Origin of the sequence: Actinophytocola oryzae, assembly GCF_004364325.1 — a bacterium.
Classification (GTDB): Bacteria; Actinomycetota; Actinomycetes; order Mycobacteriales; family Pseudonocardiaceae; genus Actinophytocola; species Actinophytocola oryzae.
Window position 1 is genome coordinate 112,143 of sequence record NZ_SOCP01000015.1, and the last position, 23,648, is coordinate 135,790.

The window sequence follows — 23,648 nt, forward strand, 5'->3', positions numbered from 1 at the left end:
CGTTATCGCCAGGTGGGTGCGGCCCACTACAGCGGTTGTGCCCGTCCGTGTTGATGTTGGGTCCACCCACTCTGTCGGGTTACCCGGGCGGGTTAGGGTCTGCGCGTGGTAAAGAACGCACAGTTCGGTAGCTGGGAGTCGCCGCTGACCGCGACGACGGTGGCCGCGGCCGGGGTCTCACCCCGCTGGGTGGACGTCCACGACGGTGTCGTCTGGTGGGCGGAGAGCCGTCCGACCGAGGACGGGCGGGTCGCACTGATGCGCGAGGGGCCGGACGGGAAGCCGGTCGAGGTGCTGCCCGCGCCGTGGAACGTGCGCAACCGGGTGCACGAGTACGGCGGCAGGCCCTGGGTCGTGCTCGGCGACACGGTCGTGTTCACGAGCTGGGCCGACCAGCGCGTGTACCGCTACACCGAGGGCGAGGACCGGCCGGTCGCGATCACGCCGGAACCCGAGCGGCACCACGGCCTGCGCTACGCCGACCTCTCCCCCGGGCACGACGGCACGTCCGTCCTGTGTGTCCGGGAGACGATCACCGGCGACCGCCCCGTCGACGTGGTCCGCGACATCGTGGAGCTGCCACTGGACGGGTCCGGGCCGACGTCGCTGGTGGCGAGCCACCACTTCCTCGCGGGTCCCCGCCTCTCCCCCGACGGCACGCGGCTCGCGTGGCTCGGCTGGGAGCACCCGAACATGCCCTGGGACGGCACCGAGCTGTGCGTGGCGACGCCGGGCGAGCCGCACCGGGCCCTGGCGGGCGGGCCGAGGGAGAGCGTGTGCCAGGCCGAGTGGGAGTCGGACGACACACTGCTCGTGCTCACCGACCCGCGGGGCTGGTGGAACCTGTTCCGGATCGGGCTCGACGGCACCGCCGTGAACCTGGCGCCATGCGAGGAGGAGCTCGGCGGCCCGCTGTGGGTGCTGGGCAGCCGCTGGTTCGCGCCCCTCGGTGACGGCAGGTACGTGGTACTGCGCTCCGACCACCTCGCGGTCCTCGACGAGCACGCGGGCACGGTGACCGACGTCGACACCGACCTGACGGCGTGGAGCTCCGACGTTGCCGTGCACGGCAACACAGTCGTGTCGGCGGCGGGTGGACCGCTCACCGAGCCTGCCGTCGTGCGGCTGGACCTCGACACCGCGGCGACCACGTTCGTGTCCGGCCCCCGCGAGGACCTGCCACCCGTCGAGTACCTGCCCACCCCCGACCACCGGGTCTTCACCAGCCCGGACGGCCGCCGGATCCCGGCGCACGTGTACCTGCCGCGCAACCCCGGGTTCGCCGGCGAGGAGGGCGGGGCGCCGCCGCTGCTCGTGACCGTGCACGGCGGCCCGACCGGCAAGGCCTCCGACCAGCTCAGGCGGGAGGTCGCGTTCTTCACCAGCCGTGGCCTTGCCGTCGCCGCGGTGAACTACGGCGGCTCGTCGGGCTACGGACGGGCCTTCCGCGAGTCGCTGAACGAGCAGTGGGGTGTCGTCGACGTCCAGGACTGCGCGACCGTCGCGGCCACGCTCGCCGACGAAGGCGTCGTGGACGGCGCGCGGATGGCCGTGCGGGGCGGCAGTGCGGGCGGGTGGACCGCGGCCGCGTCGATGACCTCCCTGGACACCTACGCGTGCGCGACGATCATGTTCCCGATCCTGGACCTCACCGCGTGGACCGACCACGGCGGCGAGACACACGACTTCGAGTCCCGCTACATCGAGGGGCTCGTCGGCAGGCTGCCCGACCACGCCGACCGCTACGCGCAGCGCTCGCCGAGCAACCACGTGGACAAGCTGGCGGGGCCGGTACTGCTGCTGCAGGGTCTCGAGGACGAGGTGTGCCCGCCGGAGCAGGCGAACCGGTTCGTCGCGAGCCTGGACGGCAGCGGCCTGCCGCACGCGTACCTGACGTTCGAGGGTGAGCAGCACGGGTTCCGGCGCGCGTCGTCGGTGACCGCGGCCCTGGAGGCCGAGCTGTCGTTCTACGGGCAGGTGTTCGGGTTCGTCCCGCCCGGCGTGCCGGTGCTGGAGCTGAGGTCGTGAGCAGGGTCCGGCCCGCGCGGCTGCGGGTGGGGAGCAAGGTCGCGCTGGTCTCGCCGGCGGGCCCGGTGGCCGAGCCGATGCTGCGGCGTGGCGTCGGGATCCTGGAGAGCTGGGGGCTGGTCGTCGAGGTCGGCGAGCACGTCCTCGACCGCCACCCCACGCTGCCGTACCTGGCGGGGCTCGACACCCACCGTGCCGCCGACCTGCAGAAGGCGTGGTGCGACCCGACGGTGGACGCCGTCGTCTGCGTGCGGGGCGGCTACGGCACGATGCGGATGGTCGACCTGCTCGACTGGGACGCCATGGCGGAGGCGGGCCCGAAGGTCTTCGCCGGGTCGAGCGACATCACCACGCTCCACGAGGAGATCGGGTCGCGGCTGAACCAGGTGACGCTGTTCTCGCCGCTGGTCGGCGGTGAGCTGTCGTTCGACGTCGGCGGGCAGAAACACTTCCGGCAGACGCTGTTCGAACCGGAGTCGGAGCTGATGCTGACCGGGCCGTCGGCGACGTCGATGGGTGACGGGGTGGCGACCGGCATGCTGGTGGGCGGGAACCTGTCGCTGCTGGCGTCGGGTGTCGGCGCGCCCGACGCGTTCGTCCCGCCGGACGGGTCGCTCGTACTGCTGGAGGACGTCACCGAGGACCCGTACCGGATCGACCGCATGGTCACGCAGCTGCTGCGGTCGGGCTGGTTCACCGGCGCCGCGGGCATCGTGCTGGGGTCGTGGACGGGCTGCGGTCCGCCGGACGCGGTGCGCGACGTGGTGACCGACCTGCTCGTGGGACTGGGCGTCCCGATGGTGTGGGAGCTGGGGTTCGGGCACTGCCCCGACCAGCTGACCATGCCGCTGGGCGCGGAGGCCACCCTGGACGCGGACCAGGCCACGATCACGCTGGCAGAACCCGCGCTCAGCTGAACCCGGGGCGCCTACCATTCCCGGATGGAGGAACTGGGGCGCAGGGCCGTACTGACCGCCGGGCTCGCCACGGCACTCGGGCTCGCCGCGTGCGACAGTCCGACACCCGTGGCCGAGCCGGCGTTCGACCCGCACGACTGGAACGCGGTGCGGGCGTTGTTCCCGCTCGACCCGAAGCTCGTGCACATGGCGGCGTTCGTGCTGGCCACCCACCCGAAACCGGTGCAGGAGGCGATCGAGAGGCATCGTCGCGGGCTCGACCTCGACACCGACTGGTACCTGCACGCCAACGACGGCCCCCGCGAGGACGCCGTGCGTGCGGCAGCGGCGGCCTACCTCGGCGGCAGACCGGAGCAGGTGGCGCTCACCGACAGCACGACGATGGGCCTCGGCCTGCTGTACTCGGGGCTGCGGGTGCGCCCCGACCAGGACGTGGTCACCAGCACGCACGACTTCGTCGCCCATCACCGCGCGCTGGACGCCCTCTCCCACCGCACCGGCGCCCCGGTCCGCAAGATCGCCCTCTACGACGACCCCCGCGCCGCGACCGAGGCCGACGTCGTCACCCGGCTGAGGGCGGCGATCGCGCCGAACACACGGGTCGTCGGCGTGACGTGGGTGCATTCCGGTACAGGTGTACGACTACCGGTCCCCGCCATCGCCGCCATGCTCGCGGAGGTCAACGCAGGCCGAGCACCGGACGACCGGGCGCTGCTGTGCGTCGACGGCGTGCACGGCTTCGGCGCGGTTGACCTCGACGTGGCGGGCCTGGGCTGCGACTTCCTGTCGACCGGCACCCACAAGTGGCTGTTCGGCCCGAGGGGCACCGGTCTGCTGTGGGGCCGGGCGTGGGACGCGCTCGCCCCGGTCATCCCGTCCTTCGAAGCGGACGACGCACCCGGCGGCATCGGCCGCACCCCGGGCGGTTACCACTCCTTCGAACACCGCTGGGCCGTCCTCGAGGCGTTCGAGCTGCACCGGGGTATCGGCCGCGACCGGATCGCGCAGCGGGTGGCAGTACAGGCGACCCGGCTCAAGGCGGGCCTGGCCACGGTCCCGTCCGTCCGGCTGGTCACACCGGACGACCCGGCGATGTCCGCGGGGATCGTGTGCTGCGAGGTCGACGGCGTGGACGCCGTCACGGCGAGGGGTGCGCTGCGGGAGGCCGGCGTGGTCGCGAGCGTGACCCCGTACGCGCAGCAGTACCTGCGGTTCGGGCCGAGCATCGTGACCACACCGGCGCAGGTGGACGAGGTCGTCGGCGCCGTGCGGGCACTCAGGCCGTAGGCAGCGCGGAACCCGTCTCCAGCAGGGACTTCAGGCTCGCCAGGATCGCGGGCCACCCGTCGCCGACGGCCGAGGTCACCGCGGGACCGCCCTCGTGCACGACGGTCAGCTTCACGACGGGGCCCTGCTGGTCGAGCTGGAAGGTGACCGTCGAGCGTGGTTCGGCACGCAGGTCCGCGACCCGGTCGGCGGGCAGCTTGGCGTTCGAGGCCCAGTCGTCGGTGAAGGTGTGCCACGTGTAGGCGAGCCGGGTGTAGGGATCGGACTCGACGACGACCTGCTCGGGGTCGGCTGTCGTGGCACCCCGCTCGTGCCAGGTCATGGGCGAGCCCTTGGCCCAGTCGGTGTCGAACTCGACGCCCCAGTACTGCCTGGTGAAGGCGGGGTCGGTGAGGGCCTGCCAGAGGCGTTCGGGGGTGGCGTTGATGTAGGTGGTGTAGACGAACTCGGGCTTGCTCACGGGAGCCTCCAGGGCGGTTTTGAGGTCCGCGAGCGCGTGGACACGCGGACGGTCGTACTGGTTGATCCAGCGCTCGGCGATGGCGTTGATCGGCTCCGCGTTGACGTAGTGCAGCTTTTCGCGGCCACGCCACACCGTGCTGACGAGGTTGGCGCCCTCGAGCACGGCGAGGTGCTTGCTGACCGACTGGCGCGCCATGTCCAGGCCCGCGCACAGCTCACGCAGCGTCTGACCGTTGCGGGCGTTGAGCCGGTCGAGCAGCGCACGCCTGCTGGGGTCCGCCAACGCCCTGAACACCTCATCCATCGGAGCCCGTTCCATATGCAGCCATCTGGGTGCCTAATTTAGGCAGCCGCGAGGGTGCATGTCAAGGTGCGGCCACAGCCCACGCCTCCGGCGCGCTACACGCTTGCTGTCCTGACCGGGCGCACCAGTGCGTAGCCCGCCAACGCGGACAGGGCCACGGCCACGAACATCAGGGGCCACTCGTACAGCAGCTGCTCCCCCGCCGCCGAGTACGGGGCCACCATGAACACCGAGCCCCCGGCCGCCACCGCCAGCCAGCGCCGCCCCCACGGCAACGCGGCACCCAACGCCAGCCCCCACGTCAGGTACCACGGCAGCATCGTCGGCGACAGGACCGCCACCAGCAGCAACGCGACAGCCGCCCGACGCACCGCGTCCGGGCCACCGTCACGCGCCGACCACCACTGGCGCACCACCAGCACCACCAGCACGACCTCACCGAGAATCCGCGTCACGGTGACGAACGGATCGCGCGACGAGTCCACGAAGATGCCCACCAGCCCGTGGATCACCTCACCGAGCGCGGTCGGCGGCGACAGCCAGTTCACCAGCCGCGACGACGCGTTCAGCATCGACAGCCACCCGAGATCCACCCCGGCCGCGAGCGTCAGCACGGCGAACACCACCACGAACACACCCAGCGCGCACGCCCCGGCGCGCACGAAGTTGCGCCACCTCGTCGACGGCAGCCGCGCCGCCCACACCCACACCAGGAACGGCAGCGCGACCGCCGAGCTGGCCTTGACCGCCACGCCGACCGTCACCACCGCGATGCCGAGCGCGTGCTTGCCGTCCAGCACCAGCACAGTCCCCGCGGCCAGCAGACCGATCATCATGAGATCGTTGTGCGGCCCCCCGACCAGGTGCACGATCGTGATCGGCCCCGCCAGCAGCAGCCACGCGGCCACGGGAAGCCGCCCGCCCAGGTGCCGCACCAGCCCCGGCAGCGCACACACGAGCAGCCCCAAACCGACCAGCTGCAGGAGCCTGGTCACCACGATGCCCGCGTAGGCGTTCGAGCCCACCAGCCACACGGTTGCCTTGGCCAGCAGGATGAACAGCGGCCCGTACGGCGCTGGGGTGTCCTGCCAGAACGGGTGCACGTTGTTGACGAACTCCGTCCACATGCCCAGAACCGTGGGCGGCGCGGTGAACGGGTCGTACCCGTCGAGCGCGACCGCGCCCTGTGCGAGGTAGGAGAACACGTCCCGGGTGAACATCGCGGGCGCGAACAGCATCGGCACGGTCCAGCACGCGGCGGCGACCAGTACCGGCCGGGTACGGACACGGTCGGCGATCACCAGCCGTCCCAACCAGATCCACGCCGCCGCCATGAGCGCGTAGCCCGTGTAGACCGCGACCTCGGCGAGCATCCGACCGTGCCCGTAGTTCACCCAGTCGAGTGGTCCACTCAGGAACGGGTGCCGGAGCGAGCCCGCCCCGGCACCGAGACCACCGGCCAGCAGCAGGACGCTGCCCGCCGTGCCGAGGATGATCGTGGGCCGGGGGTTCGCCTGCGCGTCGGGAAGGGGTTTCGGGGCGGTCTGCGCCGTGTCAGCGCTCAACGCTCGGCCCGCCCGGCAGGAGCGGCTCGTGGTGCGGGAACAGGTTCAGCGGGTCACGGCGCAGCAGGGACAGACCCGCCAGGATCGACACACCCGCCGCGATCGCCATGAACAGCCAGTCGTACAGCAGGTCGTCGCCCGCCGGGGTGTAGGTGAGGACCAGGAACACGGCGAAGGTGACGAGCACGGCGAGCTGGCGGCGTTCCCAGCGCAACGCGGCGGCGATCACGAACCCCCACGCGAGGTACCACGGAAGGGTGGCTGGCGAGAGCACGGCGAACGCGAAGAGTGCGATCGCGGCTCGGCGGATGGCGTCCGGGCCGCCGTCGCGGGCGAGCCACCACTGGCGCACGAGGATCCACAGCATGAGGGCGCCGCCGATGATCCGCACCGCGGTCACGAACCACACCTTCGGCAGGTCGGCGAAGATGCCGACGAGGCCGTGCAGGATCTCGCCGGCGCCGGTCGGGATGGAGAGCCAGTTCACGATGGCCGTCGGCGCGTCGAGCGCGGAGATCCAGCCCAGGTTGACCCCGGACACGACGGTGGCGGCGGCGAAGGTCACCACGAAGATGCCGACCGAACACGCACACGCCCTGGCGAAGTTCCGCCATCGTGTCGACTCGAGGTGACCGGCCCACACCCACACGAGGAACGGCAGGGCGACCGCAGCCGTGGCCTTCACCGCGACCGCGAGGGTCACCACGACCAGGCCGAGCACATGTCGTCTGTCGAGCACCATGACCGTGCCGACGGCCAGGAGCCCCACCATGAGGATGTCGTTGTGCGGCCCGCCGACCAGGTGCACGACCGTCATCGGCCCGGCGACGGCGAGCCACAGCGCGACGGGAAGCTTGCCGCCGAGGTGGCGCACCAGCCCCGGCATGGCCCACACCATGAGCGCGACCCCGACGACGAGGCCGAGCTTCATCAGGATGACGCCACCGATCATGTTCGTGCCGGTGATCGAGATGACGCCCTTGGCGAGCAGGATGAACAGCGGCCCGTACGGGGCGGGGGTCGCCTGCCAGAACGAGTCGACGTTGTCGACGACGGGGTCGACGTCGAGGATGCCGGGGCCCACCGAGTACGGGTCGTAGCCGTGCAGCGGGAGCGTGCCGTACGCGATGTACAGGTAGGCGTCCCTGGAGAACACGGGCGGCGAGAACAGCATCGGAATGGTCCAGCACGCGGCGGCGATCAGCACGGGACGCGCGCCGACGCGACCGGCGAGCACGTGCCTGCCCAGCAGCACCCACGCCCAGACGACCAGCGCGAAGCCGGTGTAGAGGACGAGGGTGGCGAGGATGCGGCCGTGGCCGTACCGGATCCAGGAGAGGGGACCCCGCCCGATGAGGGGGTCCTCGGCGAGGATCGCGCCGGCGCCGAGCGCACTCACGAGGATGAGCAGGCTGCCGATGGTGCCCAGCGTGACAGTGCGCGTCGGGAACGCGGGCGCGCGGCGCCGCGGCGTGGCGGGCGCGGATGTCGCGTTGTCTACGGTGCTCACTGCGGGGGGCACCCCGTGGGCGTCGGTGGTCGTGGTCATGGCGGTCTGAGATTACACAGGCCGGTTGGTCCGTTCGTCGGAACCGTGGCCTTACGCCGCACCGGGCGTGCCGGGCGCGACACCGCAGGTAGCGGACCGGCCCCGTCAGACCGCGAACACCTGCGCGTCGTCGGCGAAGGCCTTGAACTCCAACGCGTTCCCGGCCGGGTCGAGCAGGAACATCGTCCACTGTTCACCGGGCAGGCCCTCGAACCGGACATAGGGCTCGATGACGAACTCCGTGCCCGCGGCACGGAGGCGGTCGGCCAGTTCGTGGAAGTCCGGGACGGTCAGGACGAGGCCGAAGTGCGGGACCGGGACGTCGTGCCCGTCGACGGGGTTGTGCACCCGCTCCCGGCGGCCAGGGGCGAGGTGGGTGACGAACTGGTGGCCGTGGAGGTTCCAGTCGGTCCAGGTGTCCGCGCTGCGGCCCTGGGCGAGGCCGAGGACCTCGCCGTAGAAGCGGCGGGCGGCGGCCAGGTCGTCGACCGGCACGGCAAGGTGGAATCTCGGCATCATGTCCTGATGTTAACATTCGGACATGGGGAACTTCGGTGTCGCGCCCGCCCGTCGCCGAGGTCTGGCGGAGGAGGTCGCGGACCGCCTGCGCGACGCGATCTTCGCGGGGGTCTACGTCCCGGGTGCGCAGTTGCGGGAGGTGGAGCTGGCGGGGGTGCTGGAGGTCAGCCGGGGTCCTGTCAGGGAGGCGCTGCTGCGGCTCGAAAGCGAGGGGCTCGTCCACAGCGCGTGGCATCGGGGGACCACGGTGACGCCGTTGTCGCCCGAGGACGTCGCCGAGCTGGACAGTCTCCGTGGTGCGCTGGAGCGGCTGGCCGTCGAGCGGGTGATCTCCTGCGCGACGGACGAGGACCTCGTCGCCGTCGAGCAGGCCGCCGACCGGATGGCGCTGGCCGGGGACGAGCACGCGATGGTCCGTCATGACGTCGAGTTCCACGACGCCGTGTACGCGGCCGCCCGGCATGCCCGGCTGCGGGCGGCGTGGGAGGCGATCAGGTCGCAGGTGTACCTGTTCCTGCTGACGCGGATCGGGGTCAGTGCCCAGGACTACCTGGCGCACGTGGCCGGCGAGCACCGCGACTTGGCAGCGGCCCTGCGCGCTCGTGACGCCGAGGCCGCGCAGGCGTTGTTCGCCACGCACCGGCGACACGCACTGGAGGTGTTGACCCGGCCGGATCAGATCCGGTCGGCGCCGTCGACGTCGCGGTAGAGCCAGTGCGGCTCGAGGACCCGGTAGGTGGGATGGGGCTCATGGAGCCACCGCTCCTCGACCTCGACGCCGGTCTGCCGCTCGAGGTGGGCCATACAGACCTGCCAGGTCACCGCCGACTCGACCTCGGGCCCGATGGCCCATGCCGGACGCCGGTCACCCCCACGCGGCCGCGGTTCGACGGGAAAGACCGACTCGAAGCTCGCGGTGACCACCCCGTCGACGGCCTGCGTCGTCATGCCTGCGGCGTGGATGTTCCAGCAGACGCTGAAGAACCACTCGCCGTCGGCGGAACACCGGCGTGCGATCTCCGGGAATGACCCACTCCAACCGTTGTGTTCGAGAGTGACCGTGTACTCGTCGCGCGTCAGCACCTGCAGAAAGGGCTCCACGCGCCCGGGGTCGGGACCGCGAAGCCGATCCAGTTCGGTGAAGACCGCGGTACCCACGGCCACGGCGTCACCGCGACCGAAGATCTCGACCACCTCGTCGTGGTCCCGGCGACGCATTACCGAGACAGTCCACCCCTCGATCGTGTTGACCCAGGCGTATTTGCCGACCAGAGCATCCAGTTCCATCCGAGGCCTACCGACAACCCTGGTCGACGGCGATGTCGGTACCGGTGAACGAACCTGACGCGATGAGATCCGGACGGCTGACGACTACCAGGAACTGCTCGCCGTCCGGTGGATACTGGTGGCGGTAACTGCCTCCCTGGCAGAGGTTCTCGCGAGCCGGTACCTCCTCGGTTCGGGCACCCGCACCTCCCTGCCTGGTGCTCGCCATCGGGTACTCGTCGCATTGCCCGCCATGGCCTCGCGTGAACTTCCCGCAGGCCTGCTTGCGGTTGGCGACCTGCCGGCCCCGATCCATCGTGAGAACGGCCGGTAGTCCCGACTCCCATGCCAGTTTCGTGTTCCGGGCGATGAAGGGCACCTTCGCGGCCTCGACGATGAGGATCCGCAGTCCGTCACAGGACCTCTGGGCGAGGATGGCGGCGCGCTCGCAGTTGACCAGCTTGGCCTCCGCGTTCGCCGCGACCATCAGTGCCCCCTCTCCCTCGCCGATGACGACCGCGTCGTTCGCGCCGACCAGGCCACCGAGGAACGTGCCGAACCGGTCCAGCGTCTTCGGCGCCGCGTAGGCGCCGAACCCGATCAGCGCGACTACCGCGACCGTTGTGGTTCTGCTCGCCATCGGGCGACCCCCAGAGCCGATCCCACCGAATTCGGATGGGCATCACACTGAGTGTCGCGGCTAATACTGATCGTCAGAAACGGCGTTCACCCGCTTGAGACTTGACTTTCACCCTCTCGCGACAGCGTCTCATTCGGATGAGTGGTCGGCAGGGCGGCCAACAATGACTTCGTGTAGGAGTGTTGGGGTTTGTTCAGCACCTCGTCGACCGAGCCTACTTCGACGAGTTCTCCCTTGTACATCACGGCGACGCGGTCGGCGATATTCCACGCCAAACCCAGGTCGTGGGTGATCACCAGTGCCGCCAGCCCGAGTTTCGCCCGCAGCCGGAGCAAGAGCGCCAGAATCTCACCCCGTACCGACGCGTCGAGCGACGCAACGGGTTCGTCAGCTACCAGAAGTTTCGGTTCCAACGCCAGTGCCCCGGCAATGACGACACGCTGCCGTTGGCCGCCCGAAAGCTGGTGCGGCAGCAGCGGCATGAACTCCTCCGGCGGCCGCAGCTCCGCGGCATCCAGCGCCGCCGCCACGTTCTCCCGTTCGTCACCGGGAACGCGGTGGATGCGCAGGCCCTCCGCGATCGCCTCGTAGACCGAGTGCCTGGGGTTCAGCGCGCTCGTCGGGTCCTGCAGCACCAGCTGGACCTGACGACGGTAGGCCTTCAACCCGCGACTCGACCGGGGCACCGCCTTCCCCGCGTAGGTCACCGAGCCGCTCGTCGGCTCCTGCAGCCCCAGGATCGTCCTGGCCAGCGTCGTCTTGCCCGAGCCGGACTGGCCGACCAGCGCCACGATCTCACCGGAGCGGACCTCCAGGTCCACGCCCTTGACCGCGTGCGTCAGGCCGCCCGACCGGAACGTCACGTGCAGGTCTGCGGTCCGCATCAGCACCTCACCGGGCGCCGGGGCCTCGTCGGGCAGCCCCAGCGCGCTGGTCGTCGCCGGCGCGTAGCGCGACACCGGGTCCCCGACCGTCGGGAACGCCGCGGCCAGGGTCCTCGTGTGCTCGTGGCGCGGCGAGGCGATCACCGACGCCGACGGACCCTCCTCGACGAGCGACCCCTGGTACATGATCGCCAGCCGCTCGCACGTCGACGCCAGCACCGCGAGGTCGTGGCTGATCATGATCAGGCCGATGTCCTTGCGTTCGACCAGGTCCGACATCAGCGCGAGCACCTGCGCCTGCACGATCACGTCCAGCGCCGTCGTCGGCTCGTCCGCGATCACCAGCCGCGGCTCGCACGCCAGCGCCATCGCGATCATCACGCGCTGCTTCTGCCCGCCGGACAGCTCGTGCGGGTAGGAGTCGCCCTTCGCCACGGGCAGCTCGACCTGGGTCAGCAGCTCGTCGACCCGCTTGCGCACGGCCTGGGCCGACAGCTGCGCCGTGCTGTGCAGCTCGATGGGCTCGGCGATCTGGTCCCGCACCCGGCGCACCGGGTTCAGCGCGTGCATCGCGCCCTGGAACACGATCGCCGCCGACGTCCACCGCACGGCTCGCAGACGGCCCCACTTCATCGTGGTGACGTCTTCGCCGTCCAGCAGGATCTGGCCGTCGATCTCGGCGTTCGCGGGCAGCAGCCGCAGCACGGACATCGCGAGGGTCGACTTGCCGCAGCCCGACTCCCCCGCGAGCCCGAGGGTCTCCCCCGCGTCCAGTGTCAGGGACACGCCACGCACGGCCTCGATCGACCGGTTCCGGTACCGGACGGACAGGTCCCGCAGTTCCAACAGCGGCACGTCAGCCCTCCCGCAGTCGTGGGTTCAGCACGGTCTCGAGTGCTCGTCCACACATCGTGAACGCCAGCACCACGATTCCGATAGCGATGCCGGGCGGTAGGAGATACCACCACGCACCGACGAGCGCGGCCGAGTCCAGCCACGCCGAGCGCAGCATCGAACCCCACGACGGCCGCATCGGGTCCGGGTCGCCGAGGCCGAGGAACGACAGCGTCGACTCGGCCACGATCGCCGACCCGACCGCGAGTGTGGTGTTGACGAACACCAGCGGCATGACGGCGGGCAGCACGTGTTTGGTGATCACGTGCAGGTGGCCGCCGCCGAGTGCTTTCGAGCGTTCGATGTAGGGCCGGGCCTCGACGGTGAGCGTCTGGGCCCGGACCACCCGCGCGGCGGCGGGCCACGACGTCAGCCCGATGGCCAGGATGATCGTGCCCATCCCCCGCGCCAGCACGGTGGACAGCGCGATCGCGAGCACGAGCGAGGGCAGGACCAGGAAGAAGTCCGTGACCCGCATCAGGGTCGCCGACACCCAGCGGCCGAAGTGCGCGGCCAGGATGCCGATGATCGTGCCGATCGCGACCGACAGCAGCGTCGCGACGAGCCCGACGGACAGCGAGACCCGCGCGCTCCACAGCGTCAGCAGCAGCACGGAGCGCCCGAGCCGGTCGGTGCCGAGCGGGTACTCCCCGCTCGGCGACTCCATGGGGCCGCCGGTCGCCTTGATGACGTCCAGGCCGTCCTGGTCGGTGATCACCGGTGCCAGCAGGGCCAGCACCACGATCACGAGCAGGATGGCGAGCCCGACGAGACCGGACCGGTGCCGGGCGAACTCCCGCCAGCCGCCTGCGAACGCCGCGCCGCGGCGTCGCCAGGCCAGCGCACGGGGCGAAGGAGCCGTCATGACGCACGCACCCTCGGGTCGAGCACGCGGTAGAGCAGGTCCGCGAGCATGTTCATGAAGATCACCGCACCGGCCAGGACGATGAACGTGCCCTGCAGCAGCGGCAGGTCACCGGCCTTGAGCGCGTCGTAGGTCAGCAGCCCGAGGCCGGGCCAGGAGAACACCGTCTCCACGCTGATCGCGCCCGCGATGACCATGCCGAGGTGCAGGAACACCAGCGTCACGGTCGGCAGCAGCGCGTTGGGCACGGCGTGCCTGCGCCGCACGACGTCGTCGCGCAGTCCCTTGGCGCGGGCGGTCGTGAGGTAGTCGGCGCCGGACTCCTCGATCAGCGACGACCGCATCACCAGCTGGTACTGCGCGTAGGTGACCGCGACCATGGTGATGGTCGGCAGCACCATGTGGTGGGCGATGTCGATGGCCTGCGAGAAGAAGTCCGGCGGGGTGTCGGAGTTGACGAGCCCCGCGGTCGGGAACAGGCCGGTCGTGGCGGCCATCAGCAGCAGCCCGAGCCAGAACGTCGGCGTCGACCACAGCGTGAGCGCCACGCCGGTGGAGATCCGGTCGAACCTGCTGCCCCGCCGCCAGCCCGAGCGGGTGCCCAGCCACAGCCCGAGCGCCACCGAGATCAGCGTCGACACGCCGACCAGCAGCACGGTCGGCCAGAGCCGCTCCCCGATCTTCTGGAGGACGGGCACGTTGTAGAAGTAGGAGGCGCCCATGTCGCCGTGGAACAGGTCCCCGAGGTAGTTCAGGAACTGCTTCCACAGCGGTTGGTCCAGGCCGAGGCGGTGCTCGAGCTCGGCCATCATCTGCGGTGTCGCGGGCCTGCCCCGGGTCATCGTCTGGACCGGGTCGCCGGGCAGCGCGCGGAACAGCAGGAAGCCCAGCACGATCACGAGGCCGAAGCTGACCAGCGCGCCGCCGATCTTGGTCAGCACGTAGCGGAGGGCTCCGCCACCACGGGTGGGTGGCGGAGCCTCCGCGAGTGCCTCCTCCGTCGGGACGAGGATGTCGGTCACGGTTCGCTACTCGCGATCGTCGGCCGTCTTGCGCCTGCTCCTGGCGAGCAGCAGACCACCGACCAGCAGGATCACGACGACGCCGCCGATGATCCCGAGGATCAGCCCGGTGTTGGAGCCGGTGTCCTCGGCCGCGGCCTGGGTCGTGCCCTCGCCGGAGGCGGTGTTCTGTCCGCCCTCGCCGAAGTGCGGGACGGGACCCTCACCTTTCGGGGTGGCGCCGTAGTAACCCCAGTACCCCTGCTGGTTCATGATCACGCCCTTGTTGGGCTGCAGCGGGAAGCCCTCGAACGCGTCCTTGTTGTAGGCCTCGAGCGCGTTGTCGTAGCCCAGGATGACCAGCGGGGCCTGGTCGTACAGGCGTGCCTGCATCTGCTTGACGATGTCGGCCCGCTTGGCCGGGTCGAGTTCGCTGAGCTGCTTCTTGTACAGGTCGTCGTAGGTCTTGTCGCAGAAGAACGAGTCCGGTGTGCCGCCCTTGCCCTGTGCGTTGGGGCGGTTGGCGCAGGTCTGCAGCGACAGCACGTAGTCGGGGTCGGGGTTGGCGTTCCAGCCGGAGAACGCCAGGTCGAACTCGCCGCGGGTGGTGGCCTCGTTGACCTGGGTGTCCGACACCGGCTCGATGGTGATGTTCAGGCCGATCTCCTTGAGCCAGCCCTTGATGAACGGCCCCGCGTTCTCGTCGACGACCGACTCCGCGTGGGCCAGCAGCCGCAGGTTGAGCGGCTTGCCCTGCTTGTCGGTGCGGATGCCGTCCGGGCCCTTCTTGTAGCCGGCCGCGTCGAGTGCCTTGTTGGCCGCGTCGAGGTCGAACGTGCGCTTCTTGTCACCCGGTGACCAGGCGTAGTCCTTGAACGCGGGCGGGATGTAGCCGGCGGCCTCGGAGGCGTAGCCGCCCCACACCTTGTCCACGAGCGTCTTGGAGTCGATCGACTGGGCGATCGCCTGCCGCAGCTTGACGTCCTTGAGCGCGGGGTTGCCGTTGCCGATGGGCGTCCCGTCGTTCGCGGCCGCGCCCGGGTTGATCACGATCTCGTTGAAGCGCCGGTTCTGCGCGTTGTTGGTCGCGACGTTCGGCAGGCCCTTGAGCGCGTCGAACTGCGTCGAGGTGAGCCGGTTGACCAGGTCGACCTGACCGCTCTGCAGCGCCGTGACCGCGGCGTCGGAGTTGCGGTAGTAGATGAAGTGCACCTCGTCGACCTTGGACTTGCCGCGCCAGTAGTTCGGGTTGGCCTTCATCTTGGTGAACTGGGCTTCCTTGAACTCGGTCACGTAGAACGGACCGCTGCCCACCATCGGGAACTGTGGCTCCGCCCCGAAGTCGGTGACCTTCGACCAGACGTGCTCCGGCACGATCGGCACGTCGATGGCCAGCATGGTCGACTGCGGCACCTTGGTCTTGATCACCAACGTGTAGTCGTCGGTGGCCTTGACCGAGGCGAACTGCGCGATGTAGCTGCCGTTCGCGGTGCGCGCGGTCTCGTCCTGCAGCATCTTGTTGAACGTGAACGCCGGGTCCTTGGCGGTGACGGGCTTGCCGTCCGACCACTTGACGCCCTTGCGGATCTTGAACGTCCACGTCAGCTTGTCATCCGACGTCGTCCACGACTCCGCGAGGCTCGGCTCGACGGAGTAGTCGTCCTGGCTGTAGACCGTCAGGTAGTCGAAGTTCGCGCGCAGGATATCTGTACCCGTTCGGGTGATAGAGATGAACGGGTTCAGTGAGTCAACCTCTTGCGTGACGCCGATACGCAGGATCTTGGAGCTCTGACCGCTCGCCGCGGTGGCGGCGGCCGGTAGCACTACCGGGCCTGTGATCAGGGCCGACGCCATTAGGGTGACACCGAGCGCCCGTAGCGTCGATCTCACGATGATCACCTCTTCCTCGTAAGTTGAGAGGAAGTAACCACTTATGGGTACTTGAAGTCAATCTGTGTCGGCAACGTGTGCCAAGACGTAACGTGTGCGCTTGTGCGGATCATGATCTCAGCCGACATGGAAGGCGCCAGCGGCGTCACCTGGACGGCAGACGTGCAGGTCGGGACCGATGAGTGGCAACGTTTCCGGAAGATGTTCACCAGCGACGTGAACGCGTGCGTGGCCGGGCTGTTCGCGGGCGGCGCGACCGACGTGCTGGTGAACGAGGCCCACTCCAGCCAGCGCAACATCCTGCTCGAGGACCTCGACACGCGGGCGAGGATGCTGACCGGGCGGCACAAGCCGCTGTCGATGATGCAGGGTGTCGACACGGGCATGGACGGTGTGGTGTTCCTCGGATATCACACGGGCGCGGGGGTGGAGGGTGTGCTGTCCCACACCTACCTGCCCAACCAGATCACCGGCGTGTGGCTCGACGGCGTGCACGCGAGCGAGGGCAGACTCAACGCGGCACTCGCGGCCGAGCACGGCGTGCCGGTGCTCGTGGTGACCGGTGACGACCTGACCTGCGAGGACGCCGGCTCGTACGCACCGGAGGCGCGGCCGGTGGCGGTGAAGGAGTGCGTGAGCCGGTACGCGGCGATCTGCCTGCCGCCCACGGTGACCGCGACGGCCATCGAGGAGGCGTCCAGGGCGGGAATGGCGCGGGCGGGACGTTTCGCGGGGTCGGTGAGCGGGCACCGCATCGAGGTCGAGTTCGACGCCGCCCACCTGGCCGCCGCGGCCGCGGTGGTGCCGACCGTGGAGCAGTTCGACGTGCGGCGGGTGGGGTTCGACGCCGAGTCGATGACCGAGGCGATGAAGGCGTTCAAGGTGGTCACGGCGATCGCCAGTGGCGCGGTGGAGGGAAACTATGGGTGAGTTGGCCGTTGACGAGCTGTGTGCCGAGCTGATCAGGTTCGACACCACCAACCTTGGCGCCGGCCAGTCGCGGCTCGGTGAGCGGGCGATCGCCGAGTTCGTCGCCGAGTACCTGACCGACTTCGGGTTGGCCCCGGCGATCCTGGAACGCTCGCCGACCCGCTCGAACGTGGTCACGCGGGTGCCGGGCACCGACCCGTCGCTGCCCGCGCTGCTGGTGCACGTACACCTCGACGTCGTGCCTGCCGACCCGGCGGAGTGGACCGTGCCGCCGTTCGCGGGCGAGATCCGCGACGGGTTCGTGTGGGGCCGTGGGGCGGTCGACATGAAGGACATGTGCGCGACGCTGCTGACGGTGCTGTCGCGCTGGTCGGCGGCGGGCACGGTGCCGCGTCGGGACCTGGTGCTGGCGTTCGTGGCCGACGAGGAGGACCGCGGCCAGTGGGGTGCGCACTGGCTGGCCGATCACCACCGGTCGCTGTTCGAGGGTTGCGCGGTCGCGATCGGCGAGTCCGGCGGCTACACGGTCCGCACCACGCACACCGACGGCGGCCCGGTCCACCTGTACCCGGTCGCGACGGCCGAGCGCGGCACCGCTCACATGCGCCTGACCGCGGACGGGCGGGCAGGCCACGGCTCGCGCCGCAACGACGACAACGCGGTGATCAAGCTGGTCCACGCGCTGTCCCGATTGGCGGCACACCGGTGGCCGGTGCACCTGACGCCCGCGGTGCGGGCGTTCCTGCGCGCGGCCGAGCCTGCGCTGGGCATCGAGGTGGACCTGACCGACATGGACAAGACCCTGGCGCGTCTGGGGCCGGCCGCGAAGATCATCGAGAACACGGTCCGCAACAGCACCACCCCGACGGTGCTGGAGGCGGGCTACGCGGTGAACGTGATCCCCGGCACGGCGTCGGCGCTGGTGGACACCAGGGTGTTGCCCGGCACGGAGGACGAGCTGCTGGCGGAGATCGACCGCCTGACCGGTCCTGGCGTGACCCGCGAGTTCGTCCACCGCCAGGGCGCGGTGCAGGCGCCGGTGGAGTCGCCGTACTTCGACGCGATGGCGGCGGCGCTGCGTGCGTTCGACCCGGCGGCGGTGGTGGTCCCGTTCTGCATGGGCGGTGGGACGGACGCGAAGGCGTTCGTGCCGTTGGGGATCGACTGCTACGGCTTCGCACCCCTGTACCTGCCCGACGGCTACGACATCCAGCGGATGGCCCACGGCGTGGACGAACGCGTGCCGGTCGAGGGCCTACGTTTCGGGGTGGACGTGCTGGACCGGTTCCTGTCGACGGTGTGAGCGGTAGTGGTAGCGGGAGACCTCGGTGTACCCGGCGCGCTGGTAGAGGCGTCGGGCACCGAGGTTCTCGGCGCGGACCTGCAGCCATGAGCGGGTGATGCCGCGTTCCCGGCCCGCGGCGAGCAGCCCGTCGAGCACGAGACGCCCCAGACCGCGACGGCGCGCGTCGGGGCGCACGGCGAGGCAGTAGACGCCGCCCCAGTCGTCGACGAGGGCCAGCCGTCCGACGCCTGCGGCGCCGTGTTCGTCGCGCACGGTGGCGTAGAGGGCGGGGCCGCCGGCGAGGATCTTCTGGGCGACGGCCAGGGCGTCGCTGTCACCGCGGCCGTCGACGGCCCACCATAGGTCGAGCCAGTCCTGGTCGGGTGCGTCGGCGATGTCGACCCCGGGTGCTGCACGTGGCGTTCCCAAGTCGACTGTATGGACAGAGGTGGGCGAGCCGCCGACGTAGCCTCTGGCGGCGAGCGCGTGGTCGAGGTCGGTGCCCGGGGTGAGCTGGAACAACGTGGGGAGACCGCGTTGTTCGTAGAGGTCCTGGACGGTGGCGATCGCGGCGTCGAGGTCGGCGGGTGCGGCCTTCGGCACGACGGAGTTGGCGCGCTGGGTCACGCCGCTGGAGAACCGGGCGATCCACCCGTCGACGCGGGCCTCTTCGATGGCGGGCCATCCCGCACGCATCAGTTCGTCGAACATCCTTTGAGGATAGTCATGCACTCAACCGAATAATCATCCATCCATGGCGAGCGGGTCGTCTGGCTATATAGAGTTCTCCATATGACGACTCCGCGGATGACGTTGCAGACGCAGGCCGTGCTGGCGGTGCTGCTGGAACGCGAGTCGTGGGGGTTCGACCTGAGCAGGGAGAGCGGGCTCCCGGCGGGCACGATCTACCCGATCCTGCGGCGGCTGACCTCGGTCGGGTGGGTCACGAGCCGCTGGGAGCAGGCGGAGGCCGCGCAGGAGGATGGCCGTCCGCCGAGGCGCTACTACTCGCTGACCACCGAGGGCCGAGCGCGGGCCACGAACGCCCTGGCCGAGGCGGCGAAAGACCGTGGCCGCCTGACGGGACTGCTGGCTCCCCAGCCGGGGCAGGAACACGCATGACCGCCCCACCAGCCGACAGGCCGGCGCCGACCGCCCACCGACAGCTGGACCGACCCGGCATCAACGCCCCGGAGGAGACGGCCCCCAACCAGCCACCGGTAGCGGCGCCATCGGCAGTCGCGCGGAGGGTGGCGACGCCCACGGTCGCGGTGTGGAGGGTGGCAGCGCGGTGGGTAGCGGCGCCATCAGTCGCAGCGCCCTCGGTCGCGGCGCGGAGGGTGGCGGTGCGGTGGGTGGCAACGCGGAGGTGGCCGGCCCGGTCGGCGGTCACCTCGCTCGTGGTGGTGCGGTCGGCCTTGGTGGGGCTCGTTGGTGTGGTGGGGGTCCTGGGCGTTGTCCGGGTTCTCGGTGGCTGGGTGTGGCCGTTGCTCTTCCTGGGGGTGGCGATCCTCGTCGGCACGTTCGTCGGGCGTCGGCCCTGGCTGACTGTCGGGATGGTGGTGGCCACGGGTGTGTTGCTGGCGGTACCCGACGGTGCCGTCGGGTACGTCGGGACGCTCTGGTTGTGGATCGCCGCTCTTGTCGGGGCGGCTGTGGTGCTGGGGAGTGCTCGGCGGTGCGTGCCCAGCGGGTCCGTCGTGCTGTGGCATCTTGCCGTCTTGTTGCCCCGTGGGGAGCGGGAGTCGTGGCGGTCGGAGGTTGTCGCGGTGCTTCATGCCTGTGGTGACCGGGCGGAGCGGCGGCGCCAGGTTCGTGGGTTCCTCGCCGCTGTTCCCTCGACGGTGGTCACCGTCTGGCGGGTTCGCCGATGATGCGGCTCGTCGGTGTCGGCAAGCGGTACGGGCGTGGGCCGCTCGTCCTCGATCGCGTTCATCTCGAGGTCCGGGTCGGTGAGCCGCTCGTCGTGCACGGGGCCAACGGGACCGGGAAGTCCACGTTGCTGCGTGTCATCGCCGGGTGTCTCGCGCCCAGCACCGGGCGGGTTACCGGTCGTCCCGCCACTGTCGGCTATGTGCCGGACCGGTTTCCCGGACGGCTTCGCATGCCCGCCGACGCCTATCTCCGTCACCTGCGCCGGATTCGTCCCGGGCGGCCTGCCTCGGGTGATCCTCACGATCTTCTCGCGCGCCTCGGCTTTCGCGGTGGGCTGGACACGCCGATGAACCAGCTCTCCAAGGGCAACGCCCAGAAGGTCGGGCTCGCCCAGGCTCTCTGTGCCGGCGCCCCGTTGGTCGTTCTCGACGAGCCCTGGTCCGGTCTCGACGCTGACGCCCGCCCGGTGTTGACCTCCGCCGTCGCACGTCTCGTCGGCGACGGGATCGCGGTGGTGCTCGCCGACCACACGCGCACCGCGGTGACCTTGCCCGGGCATCGGTCCGTGCTGCTTCTCGACACCGGACTCGCCGAGACCGCCCCCGGACTTGTCGAGCCCGGCGGGGCGGACTTCGGTCTTGTCGACGGCGGCGGGACAGTCGGGCCGGGTCCTGTCGGGAACGGCGGGGCCGGGGTTCGGATCGGCGAGGGTTCCGGGGGTCGGCGGGTCGCGGTCACTTTGTGGTGTGTCGCGCCTGACCGGGTCGCGGGGCGGCTCGGTGTGTTCGGGGTCGTCGAGCGGCGGGTCGACGGGCTCGTGCTCCTGGTCGACGCCGCGAGCGTGGATGACCTGTTGCGGGCCGCTCTCGGTCTCGGGTGTTCCGTTCGGGAGGTGCGCGAGTGCGTCCGCTGATCGCCCTGGTGCGTTACCTCGCGTCGGACCTCCTGCGGTCCCAGCGGTTCCTGCTTCCCATCCTGCTCTACGTGCTCCTCCTCGCACCGCTGTTCAAGGAGGATCCCGGGCCACCGCCGCAATCGTGGACCGTCACCGCCCTGGCGCTCTACCCCGTCTCCTGCTGGCTCGCCGTCATCGTCGCCAACACCGAGGATTCCGGGCAGCGCGATGTCACCATCGCCGCCGCGGGCAGGCGTGGCCGGGTCGCCGCCGGTGTGCTCCTCACGTGCCTGCTCGCCGACCTGCTGCTCGTCGCCGTCGCCGTGTGCTGGCCGATGCTCACCACCGGGTACGCCTTCTCGGCGCACGTCGTCGTCGCGGGTGTGCTCGGGCACGCCGCGGTCGCCTCCACGGGCACGGCGATCGGGCTCGTGTGTGGACGGCCGGTCGTGCGCAGCGTCGGCTGGAGCGTCGTCCTGGCCGGCGGCGCCCTGTTCCTGACCGTGAGCCAACCCTGGCTGCCGCCCGTGGGCAGCACCCTCGATGCCCTCAGCGGCACGGCCGCGTCCACCCTCACTCTCGCCGCGCAGGCCGCCATCGGGCTGGTGCTCTCGGGCGCGGCCGCCGGGGTGACCGCGTTCGTCCAGGGGCGTCGTTAGGCGACCGTCGTCGTCTCGGCGAACTGGGTCGTGTACAGCTCCTCGTACCTCCCTCCCCGCGCCAACAGCGACTCGTGGGTGCCGCGTTCGACGATCCGGCCGTCCTCCACCACGAGGATCAGGTCCGCGGCACGCACGGTCGAGAGCCGGTGGGCGATCACCAGCGCCGAACGCCCCGACAAGGCCTCCGCGAGCGCCTCCTGCAGCGCCGCCTCGGACGTCGAGTCCAGGTGGGCCGTCGCTTCGTCGAGGATCACCAGGCGCTGCTTGGCCAGCAGCAGCCGCGCGATCGTCAGGCGTTGGCGTTCGCCGCCCGACAACCGGTAGCCCCGCTCCCCCACGATCGTGTCCAGCCCGTCGGGCAGCGAGCGGATCAGGGTGTCCAGGCGGGCCCTGGCGAGGGCCTCCCACAGGTCGTCCTCCGACGCGGCGGGTGCCGCGAACAGCAGGTTCGACCGCACCGACTCGTGGAACAGGTGACCGTCCTGGGTCACCATGCCCATCGACTCGCGCAGCGACGCGAACGACACGTCCCGGACGTCCACACCGGACAGCCGGATGGCGCCGGAGTCCACGTCGTAGAGCCGCGGCACCAGCGAGGCGATCGTGGACTTGCCCGCACCCGACGAGCCGACCAACGCCACCAGCTGTCCCGGTTCGAGGCGGAACGACACGTCGTGCAGGATCTCGACGCCGCCGCGGGTGTCGAGCTTCGCGACCTCCTCCAGCGACGCGAGCGACACCTCGGACGCCGCGGGGTAGGCGAACGACACGTGGTCGAACTCGACCGACACCGGCCCGTCGGGCACGGCCACCGCGTCGGGCTTCTCCTCGATGAGCGGCCGCAGGTCCAGCACCTCGAAGACCCGCTCGAACGACACCAGCGCGCTCATCACCTCGACCCGTGCGCTGGCGAGCGAGGTCAGCGGCGCGTACAGGCGGGTCAGCAGGAACGCCAGCGACACGACCGCACCGGCCTCCAGTGTCCCGGCGAACGCGAACCAGCCGCCGACCCCGTACACCAGCGCGAGCGCGAGCGCCCCGACGAGCGTGAGTGCCGTCATGAACACGGCCTGGGACATCGCCCCGCGCACTCCGATGTCCGCCACGCGCCGCGCCCGGGCCGCGAACTCGGCCGACTCGTCGGCGGGACGGCCGAACAGCTTCACCAGGGTCGCACCCGGCGCGGAGAACCGCTCGGTCATCTGCGTGCTCATGGTCGAGTTGTGGTTGGCCGCCTCACGTTCGAGCCTGGCCAGCCGGGCGCCCATCCGCCGCGCGGGCACCACGAACACGGGTAGGAGCACCAGCGCCATCACCGTGATCTGCCACGACACCCCGATCATCACCGCGAGGGTCAGCACCAGCATCACGACGTTGGACAGCACCCCGGACAGCGTCGAGGAGAACGCGTGCTGCGCGCTCACCACGTCGTTGTTCAGCCGCGACACGAGCGCACCGGTGCGGGTCCGCATGAAGAACGCGACCGGCATCTTCTGCACGTGGTCGAACACGGCCGTGCGTAAGTGCAGGATCAGGCCCTCACCGATCCGCGACGACAGCCACCGCGCGACCAGCCCCAGCGCGGCCTCCGCGACGGCGATCACCGCGATCAGCACGGCCAGCAGCACCACCAGGCGCAGCGACGAACGCGCCACGATCGCGTCCACCACCGAACCCGCGAGCACCGGTGTGGCCACGGCGAGGACCGCGGTCACCACCGACAGCAGCAGGAACCACGCGAGCAGCCGCCGGTGCGGCACGGCGAAGGCGCCGATCCGGCGTAACGTCGCCGCAGAGAAGGGTCTGCGGTCGTCCGGCGCGTACATCGCGTTGTGCAGCGACATCCACGCCGTGGTCTCCATGTCCATGAGGGCACCTTCGCACGGTCCACCGACAGTTCCGGTTCCCGACCGTAGGAGCTACACCGAAC

General features: G+C 70.5%; 22 protein-coding genes. 10 read left to right on the forward strand and 12 right to left on the reverse strand.

The window, feature by feature from the left end:
• Positions 1-105 precede the first annotated feature (105 nt).
• Genes CLV71_RS33335 through CLV71_RS33345 form a run of 3 tightly spaced genes read left to right on the forward strand, consistent with a single transcriptional unit; the run spans position 106 to position 4,232 of the window.
• Positions 106-2,028 carry a S9 family peptidase gene (locus CLV71_RS33335; RefSeq protein WP_133906866.1) on the forward strand — a complete coding sequence of 641 codons (1,923 nt, stop codon included), beginning with the start codon at positions 106-108 and terminating at the stop codon, positions 2,026-2,028.
• On the forward strand, positions 2,025-2,945 hold the full coding sequence (locus CLV71_RS33340; RefSeq protein ID WP_133906867.1) for a S66 peptidase family protein: 921 nt from the start codon (positions 2,025-2,027) through the stop codon (positions 2,943-2,945). Before CLV71_RS33335 ends, CLV71_RS33340 begins: the two co-directional genes overlap by 4 nt.
• 24 nt (positions 2,946-2,969) lie before the next feature.
• Positions 2,970-4,232 carry an aminotransferase class V-fold PLP-dependent enzyme gene (locus CLV71_RS33345; RefSeq protein ID WP_133906868.1) on the forward strand — a complete coding sequence of 421 codons (1,263 nt, stop codon included), beginning with the start codon at positions 2,970-2,972 and terminating at the stop codon, positions 4,230-4,232.
• Here the strand turns inward: CLV71_RS33345 and CLV71_RS33350 are convergent.
• The 4 genes from CLV71_RS33350 to CLV71_RS33365 form a co-directional block, all read right to left on the reverse strand.
• Positions 4,222-4,998, reverse strand: coding sequence for an ArsR/SmtB family transcription factor (locus CLV71_RS33350; protein WP_133906869.1), 777 nt, complete (start codon positions 4,996-4,998; stop codon positions 4,222-4,224). The two genes, CLV71_RS33345 and CLV71_RS33350, sit on opposite strands and share 11 nt — an antisense overlap.
• Before the next feature lie 95 nt (positions 4,999-5,093).
• Entirely contained in the window at positions 5,094-6,563 is a 1,470-nt protein-coding gene (gene mptB, locus CLV71_RS33355) for a polyprenol phosphomannose-dependent alpha 1,6 mannosyltransferase MptB (RefSeq protein ID WP_133906870.1), read from the reverse strand.
• The gene (gene mptB / locus CLV71_RS33360) at positions 6,553-8,073 is read right to left on the reverse strand and encodes a polyprenol phosphomannose-dependent alpha 1,6 mannosyltransferase MptB (RefSeq protein WP_243866916.1); all 1,521 of its coding nucleotides are present in this window, start codon (positions 8,071-8,073) and stop codon (positions 6,553-6,555) included. The genes mptB (CLV71_RS33355) and mptB (CLV71_RS33360) overlap by 11 nt, the downstream gene beginning before the upstream one ends.
• Before the next feature lie 144 nt (positions 8,074-8,217).
• Positions 8,218-8,631 (reverse strand): VOC family protein, encoded by a 414-nt coding sequence (locus tag CLV71_RS33365; RefSeq protein WP_133906872.1) that lies wholly within the window; start codon positions 8,629-8,631, stop codon positions 8,218-8,220.
• Positions 8,632-8,653: 22 nt separating this feature from the next.
• Between CLV71_RS33365 and CLV71_RS33370 the strand changes: the two genes are divergently transcribed.
• Entirely contained in the window at positions 8,654-9,340 is a 687-nt protein-coding gene (locus CLV71_RS33370) for a GntR family transcriptional regulator (RefSeq protein WP_133906873.1), read from the forward strand.
• Here the strand turns inward: CLV71_RS33370 and CLV71_RS33375 are convergent.
• The 6 genes from CLV71_RS33375 to CLV71_RS33400 form a co-directional block, all read right to left on the reverse strand.
• Entirely contained in the window at positions 9,307-9,849 is a 543-nt protein-coding gene (locus CLV71_RS33375; protein WP_133906874.1) for a hypothetical protein, read from the reverse strand. The two genes, CLV71_RS33370 and CLV71_RS33375, sit on opposite strands and share 34 nt — an antisense overlap.
• Positions 9,850-9,925: 76 nt before the next feature.
• Entirely contained in the window at positions 9,926-10,537 is a 612-nt protein-coding gene (locus CLV71_RS33380; RefSeq protein ID WP_133906875.1) for a NucA/NucB deoxyribonuclease domain-containing protein, read from the reverse strand.
• Positions 10,538-10,623: 86 nt separating this feature from the next.
• Positions 10,624-12,276, reverse strand: coding sequence for a dipeptide ABC transporter ATP-binding protein (locus tag CLV71_RS33385; protein WP_133906876.1), 1,653 nt, complete (start codon positions 12,274-12,276; stop codon positions 10,624-10,626).
• A 1-nt stretch (position 12,277) separates the two neighbouring features.
• Positions 12,278-13,180, reverse strand: a complete 903-nt coding sequence (locus CLV71_RS33390; RefSeq protein WP_133906877.1) for an ABC transporter permease — start codon at positions 13,178-13,180, stop codon at positions 12,278-12,280.
• Positions 13,177-14,202, reverse strand: coding sequence for an ABC transporter permease (locus CLV71_RS33395; protein ID WP_133906878.1), 1,026 nt, complete (start codon positions 14,200-14,202; stop codon positions 13,177-13,179). The genes CLV71_RS33390 and CLV71_RS33395 overlap by 4 nt, the downstream gene beginning before the upstream one ends.
• A gap of 6 nt (positions 14,203-14,208) precedes the next feature.
• Entirely contained in the window at positions 14,209-16,071 is a 1,863-nt protein-coding gene (locus tag CLV71_RS33400; protein ID WP_341771690.1) for an ABC transporter substrate-binding protein, read from the reverse strand.
• A gap of 102 nt (positions 16,072-16,173) precedes the next feature.
• Here CLV71_RS33400 and CLV71_RS33405 point away from each other — a divergent pair, with 102 nt between their 5' ends.
• A complete protein-coding gene (locus tag CLV71_RS33405; RefSeq protein WP_133906879.1) occupies positions 16,174-17,001 on the forward strand; it encodes a M55 family metallopeptidase in 828 nt (275 codons plus the stop codon).
• A complete protein-coding gene (locus CLV71_RS33410; RefSeq protein WP_133906880.1) occupies positions 16,994-18,304 on the forward strand; it encodes a M20/M25/M40 family metallo-hydrolase in 1,311 nt (436 codons plus the stop codon). The genes CLV71_RS33405 and CLV71_RS33410 overlap by 8 nt, the downstream gene beginning before the upstream one ends.
• Here CLV71_RS33410 and CLV71_RS33415 read toward each other — a convergent pair.
• A complete protein-coding gene (locus CLV71_RS33415; RefSeq protein ID WP_133906881.1) occupies positions 18,257-18,997 on the reverse strand; it encodes a GNAT family N-acetyltransferase in 741 nt (246 codons plus the stop codon). The genes CLV71_RS33410 and CLV71_RS33415 overlap by 48 nt on opposite strands.
• Before the next feature lie 81 nt (positions 18,998-19,078).
• On the opposite strand from CLV71_RS33415, the gene CLV71_RS33420 reads away from it, so the two are divergent.
• The 4 genes from CLV71_RS33420 (at position 19,079) to CLV71_RS33435 (ending at position 21,715) form a co-directional block, all read left to right on the forward strand.
• Complete coding sequence (locus tag CLV71_RS33420) at positions 19,079-19,408, forward strand: PadR family transcriptional regulator (RefSeq protein WP_243866918.1); 330 nt, start codon at positions 19,079-19,081, stop codon at positions 19,406-19,408.
• A 233-nt stretch (positions 19,409-19,641) separates the two neighbouring features.
• A complete protein-coding gene (locus tag CLV71_RS33425; protein WP_133906882.1) occupies positions 19,642-20,160 on the forward strand; it encodes a hypothetical protein in 519 nt (172 codons plus the stop codon).
• Positions 20,157-21,074 carry an ABC transporter ATP-binding protein gene (locus tag CLV71_RS48810; protein ID WP_208297872.1) on the forward strand — a complete coding sequence of 306 codons (918 nt, stop codon included), beginning with the start codon at positions 20,157-20,159 and terminating at the stop codon, positions 21,072-21,074. The genes CLV71_RS33425 and CLV71_RS48810 overlap by 4 nt, the downstream gene beginning before the upstream one ends.
• Positions 21,062-21,715: a hypothetical protein gene (locus CLV71_RS33435; protein WP_133906883.1), complete on the forward strand. Its 654-nt coding sequence runs from the start codon at positions 21,062-21,064 to the stop codon at positions 21,713-21,715. The genes CLV71_RS48810 and CLV71_RS33435 overlap by 13 nt, the downstream gene beginning before the upstream one ends.
• Here CLV71_RS33435 and CLV71_RS33440 read toward each other — a convergent pair.
• Complete coding sequence (locus CLV71_RS33440) at positions 21,712-23,586, reverse strand: ABC transporter ATP-binding protein (protein ID WP_133906884.1); 1,875 nt, start codon at positions 23,584-23,586, stop codon at positions 21,712-21,714. The genes CLV71_RS33435 and CLV71_RS33440 overlap by 4 nt on opposite strands.
• Between the last annotated feature and the right edge of the window lie 62 nt (positions 23,587-23,648).